Below are 24,029 nucleotides of genomic sequence, written 5' to 3' on the forward strand. Positions count from 1 at the left end.
CGAAGAGGTTCAGGCGCTGAGACCTGTGGCCCCGTCCGTCTCCGGGTAGACCAGCGGGTCGCCTGCGCGCCGGTTGTCGTAGACCGGCTCGCCCGCCACCCAGGTCGCGCGCACCGTGCGATGGTCGCCGAGCGTCATCAGCACGAACAGCAGCTCCTCGATGCTGGAGCAGGTGCCGGTGCGGAAGCCCAGGAGCAGGGTCGCGGCGAGGTCGAGCACGCAGAGATCCGCATCGTGTCCTGGTGCGATCCGCCCGATCCGGTCGTCCAGCCGCAGCGCCTCGGCGCCGCCCAGCGTCGCGAGCCAGAACGCCCGGACTGCGTCGAGCCGGGTGCCGCGGAGCGCCGCGACCTTGTAGGATTCGCCGAGTGTTTTGAGCAGCGACAGGGTCGTGCCGGCGCCGACATCGGTGCCGAGCCCGACCCGCACTGGCCGGCGCGGATCGAGGGCGTCGAACAGCCGGAACAGGCCGCTGCCGAGGAAGCCGTTCGAGGTCGGGCAATGGGCGATCGCCGCGCCGCTGGCGTGGCAGGTGCAGAAATCCTCCTCCGACAGGTGGATCGCGTGGCCGAGCACCGTGCGCGGGCCGACGAGACCGGACTGCACGTAGACGTCGAGGTAGCTCGCCCGGTCGGGGAACAGTTCGCGCACCCAGGCGATCTCGTCGGTGTTCTCGCAGAGATGGGTCTGGAGGAAGAGGTCGTCGTGCTCCCGCATCAGTGCGCCGGCGGCATCGAGCTGGGCTTGCGTGCAGGAGGGGGCAAAGCGCGGGGTGACGCAGTAATGCTGGCGCCCGCGCCCGTGCCAGCGGGCGATCAGGGCCTTGCTCTCGTCGTAGCCACGCTGGGCCGTATCGAGGAGCCCGGCCGGGGCGTTGCGGTCCATCAGGACCTTGCCGGCGATCATCCGGGTGTTGAAGCGGGCCGACTCGGCGAAGAACGCTTCGACCGAGCCGGGATGGACCGTGCAATAGACCACCGCCGTGGTGGTGCCCGCCCCCAGGATCTCGCGGAAGAACAGCTTGGCCACCCGCTCGGCATGGGCCTGATCGGCAAACTGCAGTTCGGCGGGGAAGGTGTACTTCTCGAGCCAGGCCAGCAGCTGCTCGCCGTAGGAGGCGATCATCTGCAGCTGCGGATAGTGGACGTGGGTGTCGATCAGGCCGGGCAGGATCAGGGCGTTCTCGTAGACGGTCACCGCCACGCCCGCCGGGATCCGGTCCGACAGGTCGGCGAAGTCGCCGAAGGCGGTGATGCGCCCGTCCTCGATCAGGATTAGCGCGTCGGCCACGTGCTGGAGGCAGCCCTCGCTCAGGAAGGGGTTGCCGGTCAGGCTCACCGCCTGTCCGCGGATCGCCCGCATCCGGGCCGGTGCCGCCGTCATGCCTCCGCAATCTCCTGCGCCGCCATGACCTGTCGAAAAATCCGGTCGGGGGCGAATGGCGTCGCGGTCAGCCGTACGCCGGTGGCGTCGCGGATCGCGTTGCCCAGGGCGGCGGCGACGGGATTGTAGGGCGCCTCGCTCATCGATTTCGCGCCCAGCGGACCGACCGTGTCATGGGTGTCGGCGAACAGAACCTCGGTCACCGGCACGTCGGCCATCGCCGGGATGTGGTAGTTGCGCAAGGTCCGCGTGACGACCGCGCCCGTTTCGTCGAAGCGATAGTCCTCGTGCAGGGCCGCGCCGAGCGCCTGCGCCACCCCGCCCTCGATCTGCCCGCGGCACTGCATCGGGTTGATGACCCGGCCGGCATCCGCCGCCTGAATGCTCTTGAGGATGCGGATCTCGCCGGTCTGCGGATGGACGGCCACGCGAAAGGCCTGGACGTTGAAGGCGACCGAGCGCGGCGTCCCGTCGGCCTCGCCCTCTGCTTCGAAGATGGCCCCTTGCGCGAGGGTGGTCAGGGAGACGAGGCCGGTGGGCGTCGCGACGCCGTCGCGGGTCAGGCGGCACGCGTCCGCACCCACGCCGGACCGCTCGGCGGCGGCCGCGCGAAGCTGGTCGGCGAGTGCCGTGGCCGCGCGGAAATTCGCCTGTCCGGCGACCACGGTGCCCGTGCTGCCGTAGGCGCCGGTATCGTGCCGGACGGCGTCGGTGTCGGCCTGGATCAGGCGGATGCGCTCCGGCGTGGTGACGAGCACCTCGGCGGCGATCTGCCCGTGCACGGTGCTGGTGCCGTTGCCGAACTCGGCGGTGCCGACCGCGAGGGCGTAGGTCCCGTCCGGTTCGAGGCGGATGTGGGCATGGGCGACGTGGCCGCGCGGCGGGATCGTGTCGATCATGGCCATCGCCATGCCCTCGCCGACGCGCCAGTCCGGCCCCGGCGCCGCCTCGCCGCTGCCATCCGCCAGGGCGGCCTGAGCGCGGTCGAGGCATTGGTCGAGCCCGTAGGAGCCGTAGACGACGTCGTGCGGCTCCAGGCTCGTCGACACCATGGGGTCGCCGGGCCGCACCGCGTTGAGGCGGCGCATCGCGAACGGGTCGAGCCCGAGATCGCGGGCCAGTTCGTCCAGCGCCGATTCCACGGCGAAGATCGTCTGGCTCAGGCCGTACCCGCGAAAGGCCCCGGCCGGCAGGGTGTGGGTGTAGACGGCGTAGCCCTCCACCCGCTTGTTCGGGCAGGCATAGGCGGCGATGCTCTCGTTGCAGCCGTGGTGCAGCACGCCGCCGGCATGGTTGCCGTAGGCCCCCGTGTTCGAGAATACCTTCAGCGAGAGCGCGGTGAGGCGCCCGTCGGCCCGCGCGCCGACCTTGACCCGCACCCGCATCGGATGGCGCGTCGTCGCCGCGCAAAAATTCTCCTCGCGGGTCATCTCGTAGGAAACCGGGCGGCCGGTCCGCAGCACGGCGAGGGCCACGAGATCCTCGGTCAGCATCTCCTGCTTGCCACCGAAGCCGCCGCCGACCCGGCCGCAGAGCACGCGCACCCGGTCCCGGTCGAGATCGAACAGGCGGCACAGGGCGTCGCGGGTCAGGAAGGGCACCTGCGTCGAGGAGCGCAGGGTCAGCCGCCCGTCCGCGTCGAGCCAGCCGAGCGCGCCGTGCGTTTCGAGATGCACGTGCTGCACCCGCTGCGAGACGTATTCCGCCTCGTGGATCCGGTCGGCTTGGCCGAAGCCCGCCTCGACATCGCCGATCGCCCCGTGCGCCTCGGCGGCGAGGTTCGGGTGGGCGAGAAGCGGCGGCGCATCGTCGCCGGGCCGCGGTGGGTCGCGGTCGGCGGGATCGTGGACGAGGGGCGCGTCCGGGTGCAGGGCCGCCTCCGGATCGAACACGGCGGGCCGCACGTCGTATTCCACCCGCAGCGCTTGCACGCCCATGGCTGCCGCCGCGACGCTCTCGGCGACCACCGCCGCGACGCGCTGGCCGTGGAAGCGGATCACGGAATCGAGCACGCCGGTGTCGGCGGCGTCATCGAAAGGGTTCTCGTGCCGCCCGGTCGAGAAACGGCGCCGCGGCGCGTCCTCGTGGGTGAGCACCGCGACCACGCCGGGCACGGCCAGCGCCGCCGCGCGGTCGATGCTGCGGATGCGGGCATGGGCTTGGGGCGCGCGCAGCACCTTCAGGTGCAGCAGACCCGGCACGGCGGTGTCGAAGGTATAGGCGGTCCGGCCGGAGACGAGCGCGCGGCTCGCCGGAGCCGGCAGGCTGCGGCCGACCGGGCCGCCCTCCGCCCTCTGCGAAGCGTCGGCATGGGCGATCCCGGCCACCGCGTCGCGGATCGCCCGGTAGCCGGTGCAGCGGCAGAGATTGCCCTTGAGCGCCGTGCCGAGATCCTGCCGCTGGCCCTGGTCGAGGGCGGCCGCCGTCATGATCATGCCCGGCGTGCAGAAGCCGCACTGGAAGCCCTGCGCGGCGCAGAACGCGTCCTGCATCGGGTGGAGATGTTCGGGCGCCGCGTCACCGGGCGCGCAGGGGCCGGCGAGCCCTTCGATCGTGGTGACGCCGCGCCCCTCCGCCTGGAAGGCGGGCATGAGGCAGGAATGGACCGGCTCGCCGTCGAGATGGACGGTGCAGGCGCCGCAATCGCCCGCATCGCAGCCCTTCTTGACCCCGAACCAGCCGAGATCCCGCAGCAGCGTGCGCAGGCACTGGCCGGGCCGGGCTGCGGCCTCCTGGACCTGGCCGTTGACGGTGAGCCTCATCGGGCGAGTTCCTCCCGGATCTCTTCGGCGAGCCGCTCGGTGACGTGCCGGCGCCAATCCGGCGCGCCGTGGACGTCGTCGTACCAGCCGTCCTCGGGGATCGCCGCCGCGATCGCCTGCTGCAGGGCCGCCGCCGTCGGCAGGTTTTCGAAAGGGAACTGGACCGGGCGCGGCGTCGAGGCCGTCACGGTCAGCGCGAAGGCGCCGGCCCGGTCGCGCGTCCCGATCACCAGCGCCCCGGAGCGGCCCTCGGGGGAGAGGGCGATGCGCCGGAAGGCTGTGCGCCGCCGCAGCGCGGAAGCCGGAATATCGATGCCGCGCAGGATCTCGCCGGGGGCGAGCGCCGTGCGCTGCGGCCCGAGGATGAACTCTGTGACGGGCAGACGCCGCTCGCCACCATCGGGCCGGCGCACCAGGCAGGTGCCGTCGAGCGCCGCGGTCAGCGCGATCATCGGGCCGGCGGGCAGGGCCATGCAGAGGTTGCCGCCGACGCTCGCGCGATTCCAGATCTTGAACGAGCCGAGCAGCGCCCGGCAGCATTGCCCGACGAGCGGAGCCGCGATCCAGTCCCGCGGCAGGGCGAGCCGGTCGAGTTCGGCGATGGTGCCGGTCGCCGACAGGCGAAGGCCCGCCTCGGACAGCTCGGCCGCCGGCCATCCGAGGGCGGATAGGTCGATCAGCCGGGCCAGGGCAGGCTGCGGCTCGGAGAACAGCCATGTCCCGCCCGCGAGCCAGGCATCGCCCTCGCGCCAGGGGGGCAGTTCGTCGAGGCGCGCCGGTCTCAGGACGGCGGTGATCGTGTCGAGATCCATCGAAAGGCCGGCTCGCAAGTTCCTATCCAGCGGCGGAAGCCGGAGCTTACACGGTTTCCGGATGGTCATTTCCAGGTCCGCGGCTTTCCCCTCTCCCCGCACGCGGGGAGAGGGGATGCGCGAACGACTTCCCTGCCGAGCCTACTGCCCCAGGGTCGCGGTCACCGCATGCGTCCAGGCCCCCTCGGGCTTGCGGGTGATGACGGGCTGGTCGGTGCCGCCGGCGAGCAGGATCGCGACGGTGCGCTCGTAATCGGCGGGGTCGAGCCGACCGCCGGAGGTGTCGAGCAGCTTGGCGATCTCGCGCATCATCCGCTTCTGGTGCGTCTCGGTCTGGGCGCCGCTGGCGTCGTTATCCAGCACGATCTCGGCGGCCTCGTCCGGATGCGCGGCGGCATAGGCCCAGCCCTTCTCGGAGGCCGCCACGAATTTCGCCAGCCGGGCGACGAAGGCCTTGTCCTTCAGCTTCGATTCGAGGGCGTAGAGCCCGTCCTCGAGCGCGGCGACGCCCTGGTCCTCGTAGCGAAAGACGACGAGCTGCTCCGGCTTGAAGCCGGCATCGATCACCTGCCAATACTCGTTGTAGCTCATGGTCGAGACGCAGTCGGCTTGGCGTTGGATCAGCGGATCGACGTTGAAGCCCTGCTTCAGCACCGTCACGCCGCCGGGCGAACCGTCGGTCTTGAGGCCGAGCTTGGCCATCCAGGCCAGGAACGGGTACTCGTTGCCGGCGTACCAGACGCCGAGCGTCCGTCCCTTCAGGTCGGCGGGCGACTTGATGCCGGTATCCGCCCGGCAGGTCAGCATCAGGCCCGACTTCTTGAACGGCTGCGCGATGTTGACGAGCGGCACGCCCTTCTCGCGCGAGGCCAGCGCCGAGGGCATCCAATCGACGACGACGTCGGCGCCGCCGCCCGCGATGACCTGGGGCGGGGCCACGTCGGGCCCGCCCGGCTTGATCGTCACGTCGAGGCCGGCTTGGCTGTAGAAGCCCTTGGCCTGGGCGACGTAGTAGCCGGCAAACTGTGCCTGGGGCACCCATTTGAGCTGGAGCGTCACCTTCTCCGCCGCCCGCGCGCCGCCCGCGGCGAGCCCGAGCAGCGCCGCCCCGGCGCAGAGGAGCGCTCTCATCGTTTTCCCCGCCGTTTTCCCCGCCATCTCAGCCTCCTTCAACCTGTCCCCTTCGGGACTTTCCCCTGCGGCCTTCGGCCGTGGTTGTTTCGAACGGATGCGGGCGGACCCCGCCGTCAGCCGGCGCGCACCGATGGGTGCCAGCCGGTCGCGGCGCGCTCGGCCAGGGCGATGAGGCCGTAGAAGGCCGAGCCCGCCAGGGCCGCCAGCACGATCTCGGCCCAGACCATGTCGAGGGAGAGCCGCGCCGCCTCGATCGAGATGCGGAAGCCCATGCCGACGATGGGCGTGCCGAAGAACTCGGCCACGATCGCCCCGATCAGCGCCAGCGTCGCGTTGACCTTCAGGGCGGTGAACAGGAACGGTAGGGCCATGGGCAGGCGCAGGCTCAGGAGCGTGCGCGCATAGCCCGCCGCGTAGGCGCGCATCAGGTCGCGCTCGATCGAACCCGTGGCGGCGAGGCCGGCGCCGGCCTGCACCAGCATCGGGAAGAAGGTCATCACGGCGACCACCGCCGCCTTCGACGGCCAGTCGAAGCCGAACCACATCACCATGATCGGGGCGATGCCGACGATCGGCAGCGCGGAGGCGACGTTCGCCACCGGCAAGAGGCCACGCCCGAGCACGGGCAGCCGGTCGGCCAGGATCGCGACGCCGAGGCCCGACAGGCAGCCGATGATGTAGCCGGGCAGGGCCGATTTCAGGCAGGTCTGGACGAAATCCGCCCCGAGGACGGGCAGCGCGGTGGCGAAGCGCGCGGCGACGGCGGAGGGCGGCGGCATCAGCACGGCGGGCACCCCCGCACCCACCACGACGACCTCCCACAGCACCAGCACGAGGACCCCGAACAGCAGCGGCACGGCGAGCCGCACGAGGCGGCGGCCCGCCGCATGGTCCGGCTCCAGGGCGGCGAGGTCGCGCGCGGCCAGCGTGGCGGCGAGCCAGACCAGGATCGCGGCGAGCCAGAAGCCCGGCCCCGCCGCGCCGGCCAGGCCGGGCCGGTGGGCGGCGATGGCGAGCGCTGCCCCGCCGATCAGCGCGGCGGGCGTGAGCAGGCCGATCCGTGCGGCGCGACGCGTCATCGTGCACTCCCCAAGGGCCGGGCGCCGAGGGCGCGGGCGCTCGCACGTTCCGCGAGGCCGATCCCCTGGACGAGGAGCGCCGAGAGCGCCGCCGCCGCGAACAGGGCTGCCCAGATCTGGATCGTCTGGCCGTAATAGGAGCCGGCGAGCAGCCGCGCCCCGAGCCCGGCCTGCGCCCCGGTCGGCAGTTCGGCGACGATGGTGCCGACGAGGCTCGCCGCCACCGCGATCTTCAGGCTCGCGAACAGGTAGGGCAGGGCGGACGGCCAGCGCAGCCGCGCCAGGATCTGCCCGCGCGAGGCCGAGTAGGTCCGCATCAGGTCGCGCTGGATCCGGTCGGGGGCGTTCAGCCCCTTCACCATGCCGACCGTGACGGGGAAGAAGCAGAGATAGGCCGCAATCACCGCCTTCGGCAGCAGGCCGGTCAGGCCGGCCGCGCCGAGCGCCACGATGATGATCGGCGCCACGGCCAGGATCGGCACGGTCTGCGAGGCGACGATCCAGGGCATCAGGCTCGCCTCGACGCTGCGCAGGTGCACGATCGCGACCGCGAGCGCGATGCCGAGCAGCGAGCCGAGGGCGAAGCCGGTGAGCGTCGCTGAGAGGGTGACCCAGGCGTGATAGACGAGGCTGCGCTTCGAACTCAGCGGCACACCGAGGACGCTGCGCGACAACTCCAAAAACACCTGATGCGGTGCCGGCACGACGGGCCGCTCCTGCGCCATCGTCGCCGCAGCGATGCCCGCGGCGTCCGGCGCCGCGCCGGCCCGCACGAGCGCGTCCGCGGCGCCGTTCCAGTTGCCGAGCAGGGCGGCGAGGTACCAGCCAACGAGCAGCGCCAGGACGACGCCGGCCACCGGCAGCGCCCGGCCGCGGGGAAAGGACGCCGCCTTACGCGTCATAGGCGTGACCGGCGCGCAGACCCTCGCGCACCCGCTGGCCGAGGCGCAGGAACTCCGGCGTCTCGCGGATCTCCAGCGGACGCTCCCGCCCGAGCGCGGTGCAATCGACGATGTCGATGATCCGCCCCGGGCGCGGCGACATCACCACGACGCGGGTCGAGAGGTAGACCGCCTCGGGGATCGAGTGGGTGACGAACAGGACCGTCTTGGCGGTCTTGCGCCACAGCGCGAGGAGTTGCGCGTTGAGGTGGTCGCGCACAATCTCGTCCAGCGCCCCGAAGGGCTCGTCCATCAAGAGCAGCTTCGGATCGAAGCAGAGGGCGCGGGCGATCGAGGCCCGCTGCTGCATGCCGCCGGAGAGCTGCCAGGGGAACTTGTTGGCAAAGCCGGTGAGCTGGACGAGGTCGAGGAAGTGCGCCACGCGCTCCCGCCGCTCGGCGCGCGGTACGCCGAAGATCTCGAGCGGCAGGGCGACGTTGCGGGCGATGGTCCGCCAGGGATAGAGCGCCGGCGCCTGGAACACGAAGCCGTAGTCGCGCCGCAGCCGCGCCGCCTCGGCGCCGACGCCGTTGACGGTGAGTTCGCCGCCGGTCGGCTGTTCGAGATCGGCGACGCAGCGCAGCAGCGTGGTCTTGCCGCAGCCGGACGGGCCGATGAAGGAGACGAACTCGCCCGGCGCCACCGCGAGATCGACATCGGCAAGCGCGTGAACCGGCCCGTCGGCGGTGGTGTAGGTCAGCGACAGCCCGCGCGCGGCGATGACGGGCGCTGCCGGCACCGCGCGGGGCGCCGGTGGCTCGAATTCGGGCGGCTGTTTGAGGGCGAGGGCGCCGGCACGCGACATGGCAGGCTTTCGTTCCGTGGGTTTCGGGTCGGCTCTCGATCGGGCGTCCGGGAGCCGGGGGCGGGCCGAGGGGGAGGGAAGGGTGGAGGGGAAGGCGGGCCCGCCGCCGGATATCGTCGCAGCACCGGATCGAGCATTTTCCGTGCCGTCCGCGCCGAACGGCGCGAAGGCGCCCGGCGGCCGGGATTCGATGCGCCGATCCCGGCTCAGGCGCTCCGGAGCGCCAAAGCCGGCCCTTCGGCGGGCCGGGCTCCGAGGGCGCGGGCGGCGCGCGCCGGCTCGGCCGGGGCGGCTCCGCTCCGCGGTGCGCGGGGAAGCGTGCGGTAGCGGCGCTCGCTGTAGAGCAGCGCGTCGGCCTGCCCCGACGCGGCGACGGCCTCGACCGCGCAGTAGAGCACGTCGTGGCTGCCGACCGCGTGGCGCCCGACGATGCGGCAGTCGAAGCTGACGAGGGCGTCGGTGAGCGCGAGCGCCCCGCTGCGCAGCCGCCGCCACGTGCCCGCCGCGAAGCGCTCGTCCACGGGCGTGCGGCCCCCGAACAGGCCGGCCACCGTTTCGTGGCCCTCGCCGAGGGTGTTCACGCACAGCGTCCCGTTCTGGGTGAGGGCGGCGTAGGCGGAGGAGGTGCGGTTGATGCAGACGAGCAGCGTCGGCGGCGCGTCGCTGACGCTGCACACGGCCGAGGCGGTGAAGCCGGCCCGCCCGCCCGGACCATCGGTGGTGATCAGATGCACCGCGCTCGCGAGCCGGGACATCGCTTCGCGGTAGGCGGCCGCATCGACGGGGACGGCGGCGCTCTCAGACTCGGTCATGGCGGCGGCCTTTCGTGAGGTCGGGTCGCTTCAGGGACTTGTGAGGAAGTCGAGGAGCGTGCGGTTGAAGGCTTCGGGGCGGGTGGCGCTGTGGGCGTGGCCGCCCTCGGGCGCGAGGTCGAGGCGGGCGTTGGGGAGCCCGGCCGCGAGGATGTCCGAGGCAGTGAAGGGCACGAGCACGTCGTCGCGCGCGGCCATGAGCAGGGTCTCGTGCGGGATGCGCCCGAGCGCGGCCGTCGCGTCGAAGGTTTCCAGGGCGGCGATGCGGGTCAGCACCGTCCGCGTGCCCGCGAAATGCGCCAGCGCCTGCGCCTCGTCGTCCGCGAGCCGCGCGGCGTTCTCGGAGAGCCAGGGCGCCGGGTAGAGGAAGATCGCCTGCGCGCGCACGAACGCCTCGGGGCCGGCATGCCGGAGCAGCGCCTTGCGGGCGGCAAAGCAGCGGCGCGTCGCCGGGTCCATTGCCGCCCAGCCGTTGATCACCACGATCCGCCCGACCCGTTCGGGATGGGTGAGGGCGAGTTGCAGGGCGATGAGGCCGCCCAGAGCATGACCGACGATGTCGGCCGTGCCGATGTCGAGATGGTCGAGCAGGTCGAGGACGTCGCGGGCCATGGCCGCGATGTCATGACCCGGCTCGAGCGGACCGGGGGAGCGCCCGGTGCCGCGGTGATCGTAGGTGACGACCCGGAAGCGCTCGGCCAGCACCGGCACTTGCGGTGCGAAGTAATGGGCCGAGCCGCCGAGTCCGGGCGAGAGCAGCACTTTGCGGCCGCCCTCCGGCCCGTGCACTTCGTGATGGACGGGCGCGGCCATCGGCTCAGACCGGCTTGCCGATATGGGCGACCGAGGCGATCTCGACGAGTGCGGCCGGCTTCACCAGCCCGCACTGGATGCAGTAGCGCGCCGGCTTCTCGCCGGGGAAGTACGTGGCATAGACGGCGTTGATGGCGCCGTAATCGGCCCAGTCCTTGAGGAAGATGTGGTTGAAGGTGATGTCGTCCATCGAGCCGCCCGCGGCCTCGACGACGCCCTTGATCGTCTCCAGCACGTGCCGGGTCTGCGCGCCGGCATCGCCCTCGTGGACGACGTTCGCCTCCGCATCGAGCGGCAAGGTGCCGGAGACGTAGAGCACGCCGTCGGCAAGCGTGCCGGGCACGTAGGGCGCGAGCGGCTTGCCGGTGCCCGGCGGGATCACGACGGTCTTGGGCATGGGGGTCTCCGGTCAGGCGGGGATGCGGCGGGCTTCGTCGGAGCTGAGCGCGGCCTCGAAGGCGGCGACATCCGACACCCAGCCGAAGAAGGTCTCGATGTTGCGCAGCGCGCCCTCCTGCAGGGCGGGCGGGCCGGCCTGATGGGTGGCGTCGGCGAGCACGATCCCAAAATACTCGCGGTGGTAGCCGTCGCGCAGGGTCGATTCCACGCAGACATTCGTGGCGATGCCGGTGAAGACCAGCGTGCGGATGCCGCGCGCCCGCAGCATGCTGTCCAGCGGCGTGTTGTAGAAGCCGCTGTAGCGGGGCTTGGGCAGGACGATGTCGCCGGGCTCGGGCGTCAGCGCATCGACGAGGGCGTAGTCCCACGTGCCCTTGGCCAGGAGCCGCTGGTTCATCTGCGGCCGGAGGCGCATGGTCTTGAGCGCGTTCGACTTGTGCCAGTTCGGCGAGCCCGGCCCCCCGGCCTCGACGTAGTCCGGGTCCCAGCCGTTCTGGAACCAGACCACGCGGATGCCGGCCGCGCGGGCCGCCGCCACGGCCCGGGCGATCCGCTCGATCACCGGCCCGGTCGCCGAGACGTCGAAGCCGGCGAGATCGAGATAGCCGCCTTTAGTCGCGTAGGCGTTCTGCATGTCGACGACGATGAGCACGGTGGCGTCAGCGTCGAAGGCGACCGGCTCGGGCCGCGCCGGCAGCGTGACCGCGCCGTGGCGGCCGGACGGATCGCGGTAGCCCGCGGGGGCATCGGCGTCCATCACGCCACCTCCGCCAGCATCTCGCCCGTGACGTGCCGGCGCGAGCGCATCAGCGGCTGGATCTTCGTGCCGAAATCGTCGAGGCCCTTCAGGAAGTCGTCGAAGACCAGCAGCACGCCGCCGGTGCCCGGCACCGTCACGACCTCGTCGAGCAGGGCGGCGACGGTGGCGTGGGAGCCGACCAGGGTGCCCATGTTGATGTTCACCGCCGAGGTCGGGTCGGCCATCTGGCGGATGTTGGTGTCGGCACCGGACTTGGTGTCGGCCGCGCCCTGGAGGCCGAGCCAGGCGATCGCCTCCGCGTCGGCGCCGGCCTTGTAGTGCTCCCACTTGGCGCGGGCCGCCTCGTCGGTCTCGTCGCTGATGACCATGAACAGGACGTAGGAGGACACATCGCGGCCGGTCTTCGCCTTGGCCTCCTCCAGCCGTTCCACGGTCGGTGCGAAGGCGGTCGGTGTGTTGACCCCCTTGCCGAAGCAGAAATTGTAGTCGGCATAGGTCGCGGTAAATTCCATGCCGGCCGTGCTCTGCCCGGCGCAGATGATCTTCATCTCCGCCTGCGGGCGCGGGCTCAGGCGGCAATCCTCCATCTGGAAGAATTCACCCTTGAGATCGCTGCGGCCGGTCTCCCACAGCTCGCGCAGAACCTGCGCGTATTCGGAGAGATACTCGTAGCGGCGGCCGAAATACTCGTCGCCGGGCCACAGGCCCATCTGCGCGTATTCCGGCCGCTGCCAGCCGGTGACGAGATTGAGGCCGAAGCGGCCGTTCGAGATCGAGTCGATGGTGGAGGCCATGCGCGCGACGATCGCCGGCGGCAGGCACAGGGTCGGCGCCGTGGCGTAGAGCTTGATCCGGCTCGTGACCGCGGCAAGCCCGGCCATCAGCGTGAAGGATTCGAGGTTGTGATCCCAGAACTCGGTCTTGCCGCCGAAGCCGCGCAGCTTGATCATCGAGAGCACGAAGTCGAGACCGTGCTGTTCCGCCTTGAGCGTGATCTGCTTGTTGAGCTCGAAGCTCGGCATGTACTGCGGCGCATTCTCCGACAGGAGCCAGCCGTTGTTTCCGATCGGAATGAAGACGCCGATATTCATGGCGTGATCTTTGGCCTGGGTCATATCAAACCCTCGCTCGCTCGTCCGGCCGGCGCTTTGAAGGGCCGGCGACAGGTCTGGACGGTAGCGAATCAGACCATTTGGTCAAACTCTGAGAGTCGATATTTGACCGTTTGCACAAACTCTCCGCGCGATGCCCGCGCAGCGGGCCGCTTCTGCTTACGCTTGGTGCGATTTTCGCCGACGTCGCCCGGTATCGAAACGGGAAAAGGCGAATCAGGTCAGTCCGAGGCTCGCCAGGATCAGTCTCTGGGTGCTCTCCACCGTCTGCTCGAAGAAGGCCTCGTCGCTGAGATCGCGCCCGGTGATGGCCTCCACCTGCACCGCGAAGTCGGCATAGTGCTGGGTGACGGCCCAGATCGCGAAGACGAGGTGGCGGGGATCGTGCGGGGCGATGCGCCCGTCGGCGATCCAGCCGCGCAGCACCGCGGCCTTGGCCTCGACCAAGTCCCGCAGGGGGCCTTCGAGTTCGGCGCGCAGGAGCGGCGCGCCCTGCACGATCTCCAGGCAGAACAGCCGCGAGGCCCGCGGGGCGTCCCGCGACAGGGTGATCTTCGAGCGGATGTAGCGCTTGAGCGCCTCGGCCGGCTCGGATTCCGCGTCGAGCGCATGGAGCGGGTCGAGCCAGACATCGAGCACGCGCCGCAGCACGGCGACGTAGAGGTCTTCCTTGGTGCGGAAGTAGTAGAGCAGGTTCGTCTTCGAGAGCCCGGCGCGCAGGGCGATCTGGTCGAGGCTGGCGCCGTGCAGGCCGACGGTCGAGAAGATCTCCAGGCCGGCATCGAGCACGGCTTCCCGGCGCAGGGCACCATCGCGTCGCTGTCGGCGCGCCGGGGCTCCGATCTCGCTTCCGACCACGCCCGAGCCTCCCGATCCGTCACCGCCCCCGCGCGGCTCTCGGATCACGTATCCGATCCCGTGCGCGCGACCAATCGCCGACACCGCGAGGCGTGCGCGACGGTCCTCCCCGCGCGGCCGAAGACCGTCACGCGTGCGCGATGATCCAGGGCTCGTCGAAGGGATGCTCCTCCAGGTTCACCCCGGGGCCGCCCCGGTCGATCACCCAGAAATCCTGGGGGCGGTCGAGCGGCGTGAGAACGCCGTGCCAGGTGCCGAGCGCGTAGCAGACGCCCTGGCCGGGGGCGGTGAGGAAGGCCCGCGGACGACCGGGCTTGCCGCCCTCGTCCGGGCAGACGACGACGAGGAACGGCGCGGCATTCACGGGGATGAAAGCCTGGGCTCCGAGCGGGTGACGCTCGACGAGGCTCAGGCGGAGCGGCAGCGTGTAGGGTTCGGCCTCGACGAAGCCGATCACCACCTGCCCGTCCGCGCCCGCGACGGCCACCCGCGCGAGGTCGTGGAAGCGGCGGGCCTTGCCGGCGTTCATCGGCCGCGGGGCGACGGCCGCCTTGTCGATCACCGTGCCGAACGGGGCGAAGGCTGCCTGCGTCAGCGGCTCGACGGCAATCCGCCTTTCGCTCACCGGGAGGCTCCGAACGGCGCGAGCGAAGCGTGCCGGTTCACGTCCTTGTAGAGCAGGTAGCGGAACGGGCCGGGGCCGCCCGCGTAGCAGGCCTGCGGGCAGAAGGCGCGCAGCCACATGAAGTCGCCGGCCTCGACCTCGACCCAGTCGCGGTTGAGCCGGTAGACCGCCTTGCCCTCCAGCACGAACAGGCCGTGCTCCATCACATGCGTCTCCTCGAACGGGATCGAGGCGCCGGGCCGCAGGGTGACGATGTTGACGTGCATGTCGTGGCGCACGTCCTCGGGCGAGACGAAGCGGGTGGTGGCCCAGGCGCCGTCGGTGCCCGACATCGCCACCGGGGCGGTCTCGGATTCGTGGGTGACGAAGGCCGGCGGACAGGCGAGGCCCTCGACGCGCTCGTAGGCCTTGCGAATCCAGTGGAAGCGCGCCGGCTCGGACCCTTCGCCGTGCAGGCTCCAGGCCGCCCCCGGGGGCAGGTAGGCGTAGCTGCCGGGGCTTAGGGCATGCACCTGTCCGTCGAGAACGAGGCGGAGGCCGCCGCCGACCACGAACAGCACGCCCTCGGCGCGCGGGTCTGGCTCCGGCTGTTCGCTGCCGCCGCCGGGCGCCACTTCCATCAGGTACTGCGCGAAGGTCTCGGAGAAACCCGACAGGGGCCGCGACAGCATCCAGGCCCGCGTGCCCTCCCAGAACGGCAGCACGCTCGTGACGATGTCGCGCATCACCCCTTTCGGGATGAGGGCGTAGGCCTCGGTGAACACGGCCCGGCCCGTCATCAGCGCCGTCTGGGGAGGCAGGCCGCCGCAGGGCGGATTGTAGGGGGAAGCGGTCATTCGGAGCGGTTCCGTTGTCGCGATGTCGGGCAGGGATCTCAGCGCGCGGTGTCCGTCAGCCAGGCTGCGATCACGCCGCGCTCCTCGTCGGTCATCTCGGTCACGTTGTTGGGCGGCATGTTGTGCGTCAGCACGACCTGCCGCCGGATCGCCTCGGCCTGGCGGCCGATGGCCTCGGCGGTGTCGAGCCGAACGCCCTTCGGTGCGACGCCGATCCCGTCCCAGATCGGCTCGGCTGCGTGGCACATGGCGCAGCGCCCCGCGACGAGTTCGACGACGTGGTCCGGCGGCGCAGCGCCCCCGTGACCGGCCGAGGCCAGGGCGGTGGCCGGCGGGCCTTCGGCCTGCGGCGGCAGGCCCAGCACCGCACGGCCCCCGGCGCTTCCGGCGACGGCGAGGACGAAGGCGGCGGCCAGACCCACCGAGGCCGCGGCCCAGGCCCACCAGGGCGAGCGGGCGTGGTCGGCATGGCGCCTGTTGTAGAAGAAGCGGATCACCGCGCCCGAGGCGGTGACCAGCGCGACGATGAGCGGAATCGTCGCCTTCGATTCGAACAGCATCGGGTAGTGGTTGGCGATCATCATGAGGACGACCGGCAGGGTCAGGTAGTTGTTCTGCGCCGAGCGCTGCTTGGCCTGCTTGCCGAGGCTCGGGTCCGGCCGTTCCCCCTTCAGCAGCGCGGCGATGACCTTGCGCTGGTTCGGGATGATGATGAAGAAGACGTTGCCGGCCATCCAGGTCGCCATCAGGGCGCCGGTATGGATCAGGGCGCCGCGGCCGCTGAACACCTGCGAGAAGCCGAAGGCGGCGAGCGTGACGGCCAGCAGGCCGACCGCCGCGAGGCCGGTCTCGCTCTCGCCGAGCGTCGAGCGGCAGATGCGGTCATAGACCAGCCAGCCGAGCGCCAGCGCCCCGATGCCGAGCGCCGCCGCGGCCGGGGCCGACAGGTCCATCACCGCCGGATCGATAAGGTAGAGCCGCGACTGCGCGTAGTAGATCCAGGCCAGCAGCACGAAGCCCGACAGCCACGTCGTATAGGCCTGCCACTTGTGCCAGGTAAGGTCCGGGGAGAGATGCTCCGGCGCGACGAAATACTTGCGCATCTCGTAGAAGCCGCCGCCATGCACCTGCCAGGCCGCGGCGCCTTCGCCGGCCGGGATGTCCGGCGTCCGCTTCAGCGACGCGTCGAGATGGATGAAGAAGAACGACGAGCCGATCCAGGCCATCGCAGCGACGACGTGGAGCCAGCGCAGCAGCAGGCTCCCCCATTCCCAGACGAAGCTCTCCACGCGCTCTCCCCTCGGTATCCGGCTGCGATCCTACCGCTGCGGGCGGGCTTGTATGCCCATCAAATTCCTTGCCAGTTTTCGAAATTTTCACGAAATCGAGGCCGTGTCGGGAGGCCGCAGGGCTCGGAGGGCGGATGCTGTCCCTGGAGAGTGTTCGTATCTTCATGCGCGCGGCGGAGACCGGCAGCTTCTCGGCGGCCGGCCGCTCGCTGCGCCTGTCGCCCTCGGTGATCAGCTACCGCATCCAGACGCTGGAGGAGCATCTCGGCTGCCTCCTGCTCACCCGCACGACGCGGCGGATGAACCTGACGGAGGCCGGCCGCGTCTTCTACGACCGCTGCCTCGACATCGCCGCCTCCGTGGAGCGGGCGGAGAAAAGCGTCGAGACCCAGGGCGCCGCGCCGCGCGGGACGCTGAAGGTCACCGCCCCGCTGACCCTGGGCCGGCGCGTCGTGGCGCCGCTGATCCCCGGCTTCCGCGAGCGCCATCCGGAGGCGGACGTCCACCTTCGGCTGTCCGATCATCTGCTCGACCTCGTACAGGAGGCCGTCGATGTGGCGGTCCGGCTCGCGCAGATGCGCGACTCGACCTTCACCCTGCGCAAGGTCGCCGATATCGAGCGGATCCTGTGCGCGTCACCGGCCTATCTCGCTGAGCATCCCGCCCCCGAGAGCCCGGCGGACCTCATCGATCATGCCTGCCTGCTGCTGCGCTTTCCCGGCTCCGAGCAGTTCCGCTGGAGCCTGCGCGATGGCGACGAGGTTGTAACGCTGCCGGTCGCCGGGCCCATCGACGCGGATGACGGCGACGTGCTGACCGAATGGGCGCTCCAGGGGCAGGGCATCGTCCTCAAACCCGTCTTCGAGGTGGCGCCCTACCTCGCCGACGGCCGCCTCGTGCCGGTCCTGCCGGGCACGCCGCCGACACCGGTCAGCCTCGGCGTGGTCTATCCATCGCGAAAGATGCTGCCGGCCCGCGCCAAGACCTTCGTCGAGATGACGACCGAGGCCCTGCGCGCCCATGTCGGCGCCGGGCTCGACCTGATCGGCCGGCGTCTGGCGCGGTAGGGTTGGGCGCCCGGAGGGCGCCCGCGCGGATCAACCCTCCGAAGGCAGCCGGTCCTTCAGGCGTAGCCACGCGATCCGCTCGATCTGGCGCAAAGCCTCCTGAAACTCCTGCTCAGGATCGTTGCGCAGCCGCGCCTCGAACGCCGCCAGAATCGCCTCGCGGCTGCTGCCCTTGATGGCCATGATGAAGGGCAGGTCGAAGCGCGCGCGGTAGGCCGCGTTCAGCCGCTCGAACCGCGCCAGCTCCTCGGCCGAGAGCGCGCCGAGGCCGGCGCTGCCCTGCTCGGTGGTGGAGGCTTGCGTCAACTGTCCCGCCTGGGCGAGCCGTCCGGCGAGTTCGGGATGGGCGCGGATGAGGGCGCGCTGCTGCTCGGCGGGCAGGCCGCGCAGGGCGCCGACGAGGGCGGCATGGAGCCCCTCCGCGCTGTCCTCGCGGGCGGTGAGGCCCGCCTGCCACGCCCGGAGCGCGATCTCCGGCGTGTCCTCGAAGATGTCGCCGAACCGGGTGAGGAACTGCGCCGCGCTCATGGTGCTCGGGCGTAAGGCTTCGGCCGGGTGCCGCGCCGTCCAGTGCCGGGCGATGTCGATGCGGCGCGCCAGCCAGACGCCGTCATGGGCGGCGACGTGGTCGAGGAAGCGCGCGAGCGCGGCGATGCGGCCGGGCCGGCCGACCAGGCGGCAATGCAGCCCCACCGACATCATCTTCGGCGCGGTGGCGCCCTCCGCGTAGAGCGCGTCGAAGCTGTCGCGCAGGTAGGTGAAGAAGTGCTCGCCGGTGTTGAAGCCCTGCGCGGTGGCGAAGCGCATGTCGTTCGCGTCGAGGGTGTAGGGCACCACGAGGCCGGTGCCGGCCCGCCCATACAGCCAGTAGGGCAGGTCGTCGGCGTAGGAATCGGCGAGATAGGCAAAGCCCCGTTCCAGGCCGAGTTCGAGCGTGTTGACGGAGGAGCGGCCGGTATACCACCCGAGGGGGCGCTCGCCCGTCACCTCCTCGTGCAGGTGGATCGCCGCATCCATCTGCGCGGCCTCCTCCGCGCGCGGCATATCGCGGTAATCGATCCATTTCAGTCCGTGGCTGGCGATCTCCCAATCCGCCTCCCGCATTGCGGCCACGACCTCCGGGTTGCGCGCGAGCGCGGTGGCGACGCCGAACACGGTCACCGGCACGCCCCGTTGCGTGAACAGCCGCCACAGCCGCCAGAAGCCGGCGCGGGCGCCGTACTCGTAGAGCGATTCCATGTTCATGTGGCGCATGCCCGGCCAGGGCGCCGCGCCGACGATCTCGGACAGGAATGCCTCGGAGGCCGCATCCCCGTGCAGGATGCAGTTCTCGCCCCCCTCCTCGTAGTTGAGCACGATCTGCACGGCGATCCGGGCGCCGCCGGGCCAGTCTGCCTGCGGAATGGTGCGGCCGTATCCGATCAGGTCGCGGGAGGTGTGCATCGATGACCCCGGGTCTGCCGCGCAGGTGCGCGGATCGTTCCGACTCGCTTCGGACGGTTGTGAAGATGCAACGATAGCGCCGCGCGGAGTCCTGATCTGTGGGAGTTTTCGAAAGCTGCTCCCGAAAATCCGGGTTGGTGCGTGGGAGCCGATCTGCAAGGGTTGCGGTGCCGGCAAGGTGCGGCCCTCAGGCAGCCGCGGATCGCCCGGCGCGTCCGGAGGAGGAACCGCATTCCATGGCCGTCGCAAACCCCGCCGCACCACCGGATGCCCGGCGGCTCACGACCCACGTGCTCGACACGTCCACCGGACACCCGGCGGCGGGGCTGACCCTTCAGCTCCTGCGCATCGAGGGCGAATCCCGCACGCTCCTCACGACGGCCGCCACCAATGCCGACGGCCGCTGCGACGCGCCCCTCCTCTCGGGCGAGGCGATGGCGCCCGGCACCTACGAAATCGCCTTCGAGGTCGGCGCCTATTTCGCCCGCGCCGCTGCCGGCGAACCGCCGTCCTTCCTCGACATCGTGCCCGTGCGCTTCCGGATCGCGCCGCAGGGCCCGGACGGTCCCGCGCATCTTCACGTGCCGCTCCTGATCTCGCCTTACGGCTACAGCACCTATCGCGGAAGCTGAGACCCGGACGGCTCCGCCGCTGACACCGATCGGCCCCCATGCGGCGGGGGGCGAGTTCAAAGTGAGTGCAGGATCAAGGGGCAGGTGTCGTGCAGCAGGCCGATGCCGAGGCAGCCTGCAGCGTGAGAGCATTGAAGGGCGGCAGCCTCGTCACGGCAGACGGCCTTCACGCCTTCAGCGATCCTCGATCAGGCACGGCAGAGTGCGCAACAAACTGCCCGACGCCTCTCCGATGGAACGAGTGCGCGCCGCCGTTCACAGTCCTCGCACGGGCTTCCGGCACCGCCCAAGCGAAGCGCGACCGATGAACGGCAGCGTATCCGGTCAGGTGGAAGTCGCGGCGTCTGCGCTCGATCCGGGGCTTATGCCGCCCAGGCTAAAATCAATACGCCGCTGAGGAACATGGCATAGGTTGCGAGCAGCGCGGAAATCTCACGGTGCTTCGAAACGACGGCGCGGGAGACGGACAGCATGGCGGCGATCAATCACGAGGTGACCGGATCAGGCTGATAGCCAAACCTTGACGGATTTGGAGAGGCCGGCGCCCTGTTTTGCAGGAAAAGTCGAAGTGTTGCGCGCTGGCGACTCTTTTGCGGGGGCGATCCTGCCCGCCATCGCCTGCCTCTCGCATTTTCCCTTCGTCGATCCGCGACGATCGTGCCCGGCCCGGCTCAGCCCGGCGGGGTTTCCGGTCGGTCCGATGGCGCCACACCCGCGCCCCACGCCCTGCCGCGCGGGCCGCCTCCTCGCTTAACCGCTACGCTGCGCCATATGCTCGCCGAGTAGAGAACGGGATGAAGCGACTGTGAGCGTTGGACTGTTAGCCCTCTTGGATGACGTGGTTGCCCTGACGAAGGTCGCGGCGGCCTCGCTGGACGACGTGGCGGCCCAGGCCGCCAAGGCCGGGACCAAGGCGGCCGGCGTCGTGATCGACGATGCCGCGGTCACGCCGCGCTACGTCGTCGGCTTCTCGCCGGACCGCGAATTGCCGATCGTCTGGCGCATCGCCCGCGGCTCGCTCATCAACAAGCTGGTGTTCCTGCTGCCGGCCGCGCTGCTGCTCAGCGCCTTCGCGCCCTGGGCGATCACGCCGCTCCTGCTGCTCGGCGGCCTGTACCTCGCCTATGAGGGTGCCGAGAAAATCTACGAGATGATCGTGCCGCACGCGGCCCACGATCGCACGGCCGAAGCGAAAGCGAGGGCGGCCGCACCGGATGCGCAGGTTCTGGAAGACCAGCGGGTCTCCGGCGCGATCAAGACCGACTTCATCCTCTCGGCCGAGATCATGGCCATCACCCTGGCGGGCTTGGGCGATGGCACGGTCTGGTCGCGCGCCGTGGTGATGGCGCTCGTCGCGATCGGCATCACGCTCGCGGTCTACGGCGCCGTCGCCTTGATTGTGAAGGCCGACGACATCGGTCTGGCGCTCGCCCGGCGGGGCAGCGGCGTGCTGGCCGCGATCGGCCGCGGGCTGGTGCGCGGCATGCCCGTCTTCCTGAAGGTGCTGGCCCTCGTCGGCACGGCGGCCATGGTCTGGGTCGGCGGCGGCATCATCGTCCACAGCCTCGCAGGCTACGGCTTCGCCGGCCCCGAGCACGTGGTTCACGAGGTGGCTGTCGCCGCAAGCGGGGCCGTGCCGGCACTCGGCGGCGTCATCGCGTGGCTGGTGACGGCGGCCGGCGCGGGCGTGATCGGACTGCTCGCAGGCTTCGCGCTGATCCCGATAGCCGGCAAAATCCTGGCGCCGGCCTCGAGAGCGGTCAAACAACTCTTCCCGACAAGGAGAAAAGAAGCCTGATGAAACTGAGAGGAGAATCCAGCGCCGTGCCTACATAACTTCGGAACAAACATCTCCAGCACCTTGCGGTGCTTTAGGATTTGTTAGGGGTCACTCGGGAGGAAAATTCCATAAACATACGATAACTTTTCCTTAGGCTCTGCGTCTTATCTTTTGTTGGCTTGAACGTCCGATAGCCGATGATTCGAAACAAGCGTGAGAGCGGCTCGACCCCCGATGCGTACAGCATTCTTCATGAAGCTCTTTCCATGAGAAGCGAGCCCGCTGTTTCGTCGCAGCGCCTGCATCGTGCGGAAGACAGGCCGTGCATCGAGCCGGTCCAGCTCTCGGGCGTGGCCGGTGTGACGGCGCCGCGTCTCGAACTGGAGCGCTCCGCGACAGGCAGCGGGGGCGCTCCGCGGGTCCCGGCTCGCATCAAGGATCTGAAGGCCAAGGATTTCCGGGCGGCCCTGGCCGGGGGAGAGTTTTCGCTCGCCTACCAGCCGATCGTGTCCGCGGCGACGGGGGCGATCACCGGTTGCGAGGCGTTGCTGCGCTGGCAGCACCCGTTCCTGGGGCCGGTGTCACCGGCCGACTTCGTCCCCCTGGCCGAGGAGACGGGAGCGATCCGCCCGATCGGAGCCTGGGTTCTCGAAGCCGCCTGTCGGCAGGCGGCGGTCTGGCCGGACTTCTGCCGGGTCTCGGTGAACGTCTCCCCGGTTCAACTGCAGGATCCGGGCTTCGCGGACCGGGTCGTCGCCGCGTTGCGGGCCAGCGGACTGGCGGCGGGCCGGCTCGAACTGGAGCTGACCGAAGGGGTCTTGATGGGTGACGTCGCCGTCGCGCTCGAGGGCGTCGCGGCCCTCCGTGCCCTCGGCGTCAGCATCGCCCTCGACGATTTCGGCACCGGCTTCTCGTCGCTCGGCTACCTGCAGCGCTTCGCCTTCGACAGGCTCAAGATCGATCGCACGTTCATCAGAGGCCTCGGCGAGGCGCGCGAGAGCTGGTTCCTGGTCCGGACGATGCACGACATCGCCCGTCATTTCGGGATGGCGGTGACCGCCGAGGGGATCGAGACCGAGGACGAAGCCCGGATGCTTCGCGAGATCGGCGCCACGGAGCTGCAGGGCTTCCTGTTCAGCCGGCCCGTCGCGGGCGCGGTCGCGACGGCGCTCCTGAGCGAGCAGGCGCACCGGCTGCGATCGGGCGAGGCCGAACCACCCGCGAAATCGTCGGATCACCCGATCCCATGATGCGCCTTGCCGCCCAGCTCCCGCGGCCGGGACAACCGGGATCGGCTCCGGACCGCTGTTCCGATGGGCCTTTCGCCGAACGGGCAATCCGCTCCGAGGCAGGAGCGCTCCCACGCGCGGGTCATCCGTAAAGGGCCTGGACGGTCATGCTCGACTTAAACACCCTTCAGGTCGCCAGCATCAGCAGTCGCCTTGCTTTTGTTCTGGTGTTCTTCGTCACCCTGCTGCGGCATCCGCGCGAGATCTATTTCGGGGTCTGGGCCGGCGCGCTCTGCTGCTCGCTGATCGGGTCGTTGCTGATGCTCGGAGATCCGCCGAGCGTGCCGCTGAATGCCGTCAAAGGGAGCATCGTCTACATCCTGTACGGGGCGAGCCTCGCCGTGTCCTGGGCCGGCCTGCGCCTCTTCCATGAGCGTGCGCCCCTCATCCCGCAGACTCTCGGGCTCGCACTCCTCAGCGGCCTGTCCTACGGCATCCTGCCCCAGATCGGGGCGTCGGTGACTTGGAGCCTGAGCATCGTGTTCATCTGCATCGCGCTGAGCACAGCTTTGTGCATGTGGGAAATCCTGAGAACGCCCGCTTCGATGCGCCTGTGGACACAGTACATCGTCCTCCTGGGCTTCGGCGGATACTTTATCGCCTTTCTGCTGACGATCGGCGTGATCCATTTCGCGAACGAGCGCCTCGCATCGCCCGAGAGCGGTATCTACTCGCTGCTGTTCGATCTGTGGTGCGGCGTCTTCATCCAGGTCGGCTATCTCGCCATGGTAAGCGAGCGCGCGCACCTGAAGCTCAGCCGCTTGGCCGACACCGACCCCCTCACCGGGCTGGCGAACCGGCGTGGGTTGTTCGCGGCATTGAGCCAGCGGGCCGGCCTGTCCCCGTCCCCGCCGCGATGCGCGATCCTGCTGGCCGACATCGACCACTTCAAGGCGATCAACGACACCTACGGCCACGATGGCGGCGACGCGGCCCTGGTCGGCTTCGCCGAGCGATTGCGCGGCGTGATGCGCAAGGACGACCTCGTCGCCCGCTGGGGCGGCGAGGAGTTCCTGGTCGTGCTCGACCAAGCCGATGCCACCGCGGCCGCCACCGTCGCCGAACGCCTGCGAAAGTCCGCCGCCGGGCAGCCCTTCACCGTGAACGGAGCGGCCGTGACCGTGACCGCCAGCATCGGGGTCGCGGTCGTCGCCGCCGGCGAGGAGCGGATCGACGCCGCCCTGTCCCGGGCGGACGCGGCCCTCTACGCCGCCAAGCGAGCCGGCCGCAATCGCGTGTGCCTCGCACCGTCGCCGCCTCCGCCGGACACCCGAGCCGTCCGAGCGGAGCCGTCCTCCGGGCTTCGCGAGGCCATGGAGGCCATCCAGGTCGTCGGCCAGCCGCGATCCGAACCGGCCTGACCGTCCCTCACGGAACGACCGTCGAACCGTCGCGGCA

The 24,029-nt window shown here is 70.4% G+C and carries 22 protein-coding genes; 5 read left to right on the top strand and 17 right to left on the bottom strand.

Going from position 1 to position 24,029, the window contains the following annotated elements; genetic code table 11:
• Positions 1-9: 9 nt before the first annotated feature.
• The 16 genes from guaD to MSPGM_RS09090 all read right to left on the bottom strand — a co-directional run bounded on the left by guaD (position 10) and on the right by MSPGM_RS09090 (position 16,420).
• Positions 10-1,383, bottom strand: a complete 1,374-nt coding sequence (gene guaD / locus MSPGM_RS09015) for a guanine deaminase (protein ID WP_003605269.1) — start codon at positions 1,381-1,383, stop codon at positions 10-12.
• The gene (locus MSPGM_RS09020) at positions 1,380-4,145 is read right to left on the bottom strand and encodes a molybdopterin-dependent oxidoreductase (RefSeq protein ID WP_003605270.1); all 2,766 of its coding nucleotides are present in this window, start codon (positions 4,143-4,145) and stop codon (positions 1,380-1,382) included. The genes guaD and MSPGM_RS09020 overlap by 4 nt, the downstream gene beginning before the upstream one ends.
• The gene (locus MSPGM_RS09025) at positions 4,142-4,957 is read right to left on the bottom strand and encodes an FAD binding domain-containing protein (RefSeq protein WP_003605272.1); all 816 of its coding nucleotides are present in this window, start codon (positions 4,955-4,957) and stop codon (positions 4,142-4,144) included. The genes MSPGM_RS09020 and MSPGM_RS09025 overlap by 4 nt, the downstream gene beginning before the upstream one ends.
• Before the next feature lie 141 nt (positions 4,958-5,098).
• A complete protein-coding gene (locus MSPGM_RS09030) occupies positions 5,099-6,088 on the bottom strand; it encodes an ABC transporter substrate-binding protein (protein ID WP_012752591.1) in 990 nt (329 codons plus the stop codon).
• A gap of 116 nt (positions 6,089-6,204) precedes the next feature.
• Positions 6,205-7,170: an ABC transporter permease gene (locus MSPGM_RS09035; protein WP_261926350.1), complete on the bottom strand. Its 966-nt coding sequence runs from the start codon at positions 7,168-7,170 to the stop codon at positions 6,205-6,207.
• Entirely contained in the window at positions 7,167-8,072 is a 906-nt protein-coding gene (locus MSPGM_RS09040) for an ABC transporter permease (RefSeq protein ID WP_012752593.1), read from the bottom strand. Before MSPGM_RS09040 ends, MSPGM_RS09035 begins: the two co-directional genes overlap by 4 nt.
• Positions 8,062-8,916 (bottom strand): ABC transporter ATP-binding protein, encoded by an 855-nt coding sequence (locus MSPGM_RS09045; RefSeq protein WP_003607674.1) that lies wholly within the window; start codon positions 8,914-8,916, stop codon positions 8,062-8,064. Before MSPGM_RS09045 ends, MSPGM_RS09040 begins: the two co-directional genes overlap by 11 nt.
• A gap of 206 nt (positions 8,917-9,122) precedes the next feature.
• Complete coding sequence (rutF, locus tag MSPGM_RS09050; protein WP_012752594.1) at positions 9,123-9,728, bottom strand: NADH-dependent FMN reductase RutF; 606 nt, start codon at positions 9,726-9,728, stop codon at positions 9,123-9,125.
• A gap of 30 nt (positions 9,729-9,758) precedes the next feature.
• Positions 9,759-10,541, bottom strand: a complete 783-nt coding sequence (gene rutD, locus MSPGM_RS09055) for a pyrimidine utilization protein D (RefSeq protein ID WP_003606168.1) — start codon at positions 10,539-10,541, stop codon at positions 9,759-9,761.
• 4 nt (positions 10,542-10,545) lie between these two features.
• Positions 10,546-10,938, bottom strand: a complete 393-nt coding sequence (gene rutC / locus MSPGM_RS09060; protein ID WP_003606169.1) for a pyrimidine utilization protein C — start codon at positions 10,936-10,938, stop codon at positions 10,546-10,548.
• A 12-nt stretch (positions 10,939-10,950) separates the two neighbouring features.
• On the bottom strand, positions 10,951-11,697 hold the full coding sequence (gene rutB, locus MSPGM_RS09065; protein ID WP_012752595.1) for a pyrimidine utilization protein B: 747 nt from the start codon (positions 11,695-11,697) through the stop codon (positions 10,951-10,953).
• Entirely contained in the window at positions 11,697-12,791 is a 1,095-nt protein-coding gene (gene rutA / locus MSPGM_RS09070; protein ID WP_043708152.1) for a pyrimidine utilization protein A, read from the bottom strand. The genes rutB and rutA overlap by 1 nt, the downstream gene beginning before the upstream one ends.
• Before the next feature lie 237 nt (positions 12,792-13,028).
• A complete protein-coding gene (rutR, locus tag MSPGM_RS09075; protein ID WP_003606172.1) occupies positions 13,029-13,670 on the bottom strand; it encodes an HTH-type transcriptional regulator RutR in 642 nt (213 codons plus the stop codon).
• A gap of 127 nt (positions 13,671-13,797) precedes the next feature.
• Positions 13,798-14,295 carry an ureidoglycolate lyase gene (locus MSPGM_RS09080; protein WP_003606174.1) on the bottom strand — a complete coding sequence of 166 codons (498 nt, stop codon included), beginning with the start codon at positions 14,293-14,295 and terminating at the stop codon, positions 13,798-13,800.
• Entirely contained in the window at positions 14,292-15,131 is an 840-nt protein-coding gene (locus MSPGM_RS09085) for a bifunctional allantoicase/(S)-ureidoglycine aminohydrolase (protein WP_003606176.1), read from the bottom strand. Before MSPGM_RS09085 ends, MSPGM_RS09080 begins: the two co-directional genes overlap by 4 nt.
• 38 nt (positions 15,132-15,169) lie before the next feature.
• Positions 15,170-16,420, bottom strand: coding sequence for a urate hydroxylase PuuD (locus MSPGM_RS09090; RefSeq protein ID WP_012752597.1), 1,251 nt, complete (start codon positions 16,418-16,420; stop codon positions 15,170-15,172).
• A gap of 134 nt (positions 16,421-16,554) precedes the next feature.
• On the opposite strand from MSPGM_RS09090, the gene MSPGM_RS09095 reads away from it, so the two are divergent.
• Entirely contained in the window at positions 16,555-17,487 is a 933-nt protein-coding gene (locus MSPGM_RS09095; RefSeq protein WP_003603971.1) for a LysR family transcriptional regulator, read from the top strand.
• Between the two features lie 30 nt (positions 17,488-17,517).
• On the opposite strand, the gene puuE is transcribed toward MSPGM_RS09095, so the two are convergent.
• Positions 17,518-18,930, bottom strand: a complete 1,413-nt coding sequence (gene puuE, locus MSPGM_RS09100; protein ID WP_003603972.1) for an allantoinase PuuE — start codon at positions 18,928-18,930, stop codon at positions 17,518-17,520.
• Between the two features lie 236 nt (positions 18,931-19,166).
• Here puuE and uraH point away from each other — a divergent pair, with 236 nt between their 5' ends.
• From uraH to MSPGM_RS09120, 4 genes are all read left to right on the top strand, one after another.
• Positions 19,167-19,562: a hydroxyisourate hydrolase gene (gene uraH, locus MSPGM_RS09105; protein ID WP_003603973.1), complete on the top strand. Its 396-nt coding sequence runs from the start codon at positions 19,167-19,169 to the stop codon at positions 19,560-19,562.
• 805 nt (positions 19,563-20,367) lie between these two features.
• Complete coding sequence (locus MSPGM_RS09110) at positions 20,368-21,360, top strand: DUF808 domain-containing protein (RefSeq protein ID WP_003603974.1); 993 nt, start codon at positions 20,368-20,370, stop codon at positions 21,358-21,360.
• 248 nt (positions 21,361-21,608) lie between these two features.
• The gene (locus tag MSPGM_RS09115) at positions 21,609-22,592 is read left to right on the top strand and encodes a putative bifunctional diguanylate cyclase/phosphodiesterase (RefSeq protein WP_003603975.1); all 984 of its coding nucleotides are present in this window, start codon (positions 21,609-21,611) and stop codon (positions 22,590-22,592) included.
• 146 nt (positions 22,593-22,738) lie between these two features.
• Complete coding sequence (locus MSPGM_RS09120) at positions 22,739-23,992, top strand: GGDEF domain-containing protein (RefSeq protein WP_003603976.1); 1,254 nt, start codon at positions 22,739-22,741, stop codon at positions 23,990-23,992.
• The last annotated feature ends 37 nt before the right edge of the window (positions 23,993-24,029 follow it).

Origin of the sequence: Methylorubrum sp. GM97 (assembly GCF_024347855.1) — a bacterium.
GTDB classification, from domain to species: Bacteria; Pseudomonadota; Alphaproteobacteria; order Rhizobiales; family Beijerinckiaceae; genus Methylobacterium; species Methylobacterium extorquens.

What these genes read in the sequence shown, in the direction of transcription:
- rutF (WP_012752594.1), bottom strand. Translation starts at nt 9,728, where the DNA reads ATGACCGAGTCTGAGAGCGCCGCCGTCCCCGTCGATGCGGCCGCCTAC.
- uraH (WP_003603973.1), top strand. Translation starts at nt 19,167, where the DNA reads ATGGCCGTCGCAAACCCCGCCGCACCACCGGATGCCCGGCGGCTCACG.
- MSPGM_RS09020 (WP_003605270.1), bottom strand. Translation starts at nt 4,145, where the DNA reads ATGAGGCTCACCGTCAACGGCCAGGTCCAGGAGGCCGCAGCCCGGCCC.
- rutA (WP_043708152.1), bottom strand. Translation starts at nt 12,791, where the DNA reads ATGAATATCGGCGTCTTCATTCCGATCGGAAACAACGGCTGGCTCCTG.
- MSPGM_RS09095 (WP_003603971.1), top strand. Translation starts at nt 16,555, where the DNA reads ATGCTGTCCCTGGAGAGTGTTCGTATCTTCATGCGCGCGGCGGAGACC.
- rutB (WP_012752595.1), bottom strand. Translation starts at nt 11,697, where the DNA reads ATGGACGCCGATGCCCCCGCGGGCTACCGCGATCCGTCCGGCCGCCAC.
- MSPGM_RS09025 (WP_003605272.1), bottom strand. Translation starts at nt 4,957, where the DNA reads ATGGATCTCGACACGATCACCGCCGTCCTGAGACCGGCGCGCCTCGAC.
- rutD (WP_003606168.1), bottom strand. Translation starts at nt 10,541, where the DNA reads ATGGCCGCGCCCGTCCATCACGAAGTGCACGGGCCGGAGGGCGGCCGC.
- MSPGM_RS09115 (WP_003603975.1), top strand. Translation starts at nt 21,609, where the DNA reads ATGAGAAGCGAGCCCGCTGTTTCGTCGCAGCGCCTGCATCGTGCGGAA.
- MSPGM_RS09040 (WP_012752593.1), bottom strand. Translation starts at nt 8,072, where the DNA reads ATGACGCGTAAGGCGGCGTCCTTTCCCCGCGGCCGGGCGCTGCCGGTG.
- rutC (WP_003606169.1), bottom strand. Translation starts at nt 10,938, where the DNA reads ATGCCCAAGACCGTCGTGATCCCGCCGGGCACCGGCAAGCCGCTCGCG.
- puuE (WP_003603972.1), bottom strand. Translation starts at nt 18,930, where the DNA reads ATGCACACCTCCCGCGACCTGATCGGATACGGCCGCACCATTCCGCAG.
- MSPGM_RS09120 (WP_003603976.1), top strand. Translation starts at nt 22,739, where the DNA reads ATGCTCGACTTAAACACCCTTCAGGTCGCCAGCATCAGCAGTCGCCTT.
- MSPGM_RS09045 (WP_003607674.1), bottom strand. Translation starts at nt 8,916, where the DNA reads ATGTCGCGTGCCGGCGCCCTCGCCCTCAAACAGCCGCCCGAATTCGAG.
- MSPGM_RS09035 (WP_261926350.1), bottom strand. Translation starts at nt 7,170, where the DNA reads ATGACGCGTCGCGCCGCACGGATCGGCCTGCTCACGCCCGCCGCGCTG.
- guaD (WP_003605269.1), bottom strand. Translation starts at nt 1,383, where the DNA reads ATGACGGCGGCACCGGCCCGGATGCGGGCGATCCGCGGACAGGCGGTG.
- MSPGM_RS09030 (WP_012752591.1), bottom strand. Translation starts at nt 6,088, where the DNA reads ATGAGAGCGCTCCTCTGCGCCGGGGCGGCGCTGCTCGGGCTCGCCGCG.
- MSPGM_RS09085 (WP_003606176.1), bottom strand. Translation starts at nt 15,131, where the DNA reads ATGACCGCTTCCCCCTACAATCCGCCCTGCGGCGGCCTGCCTCCCCAG.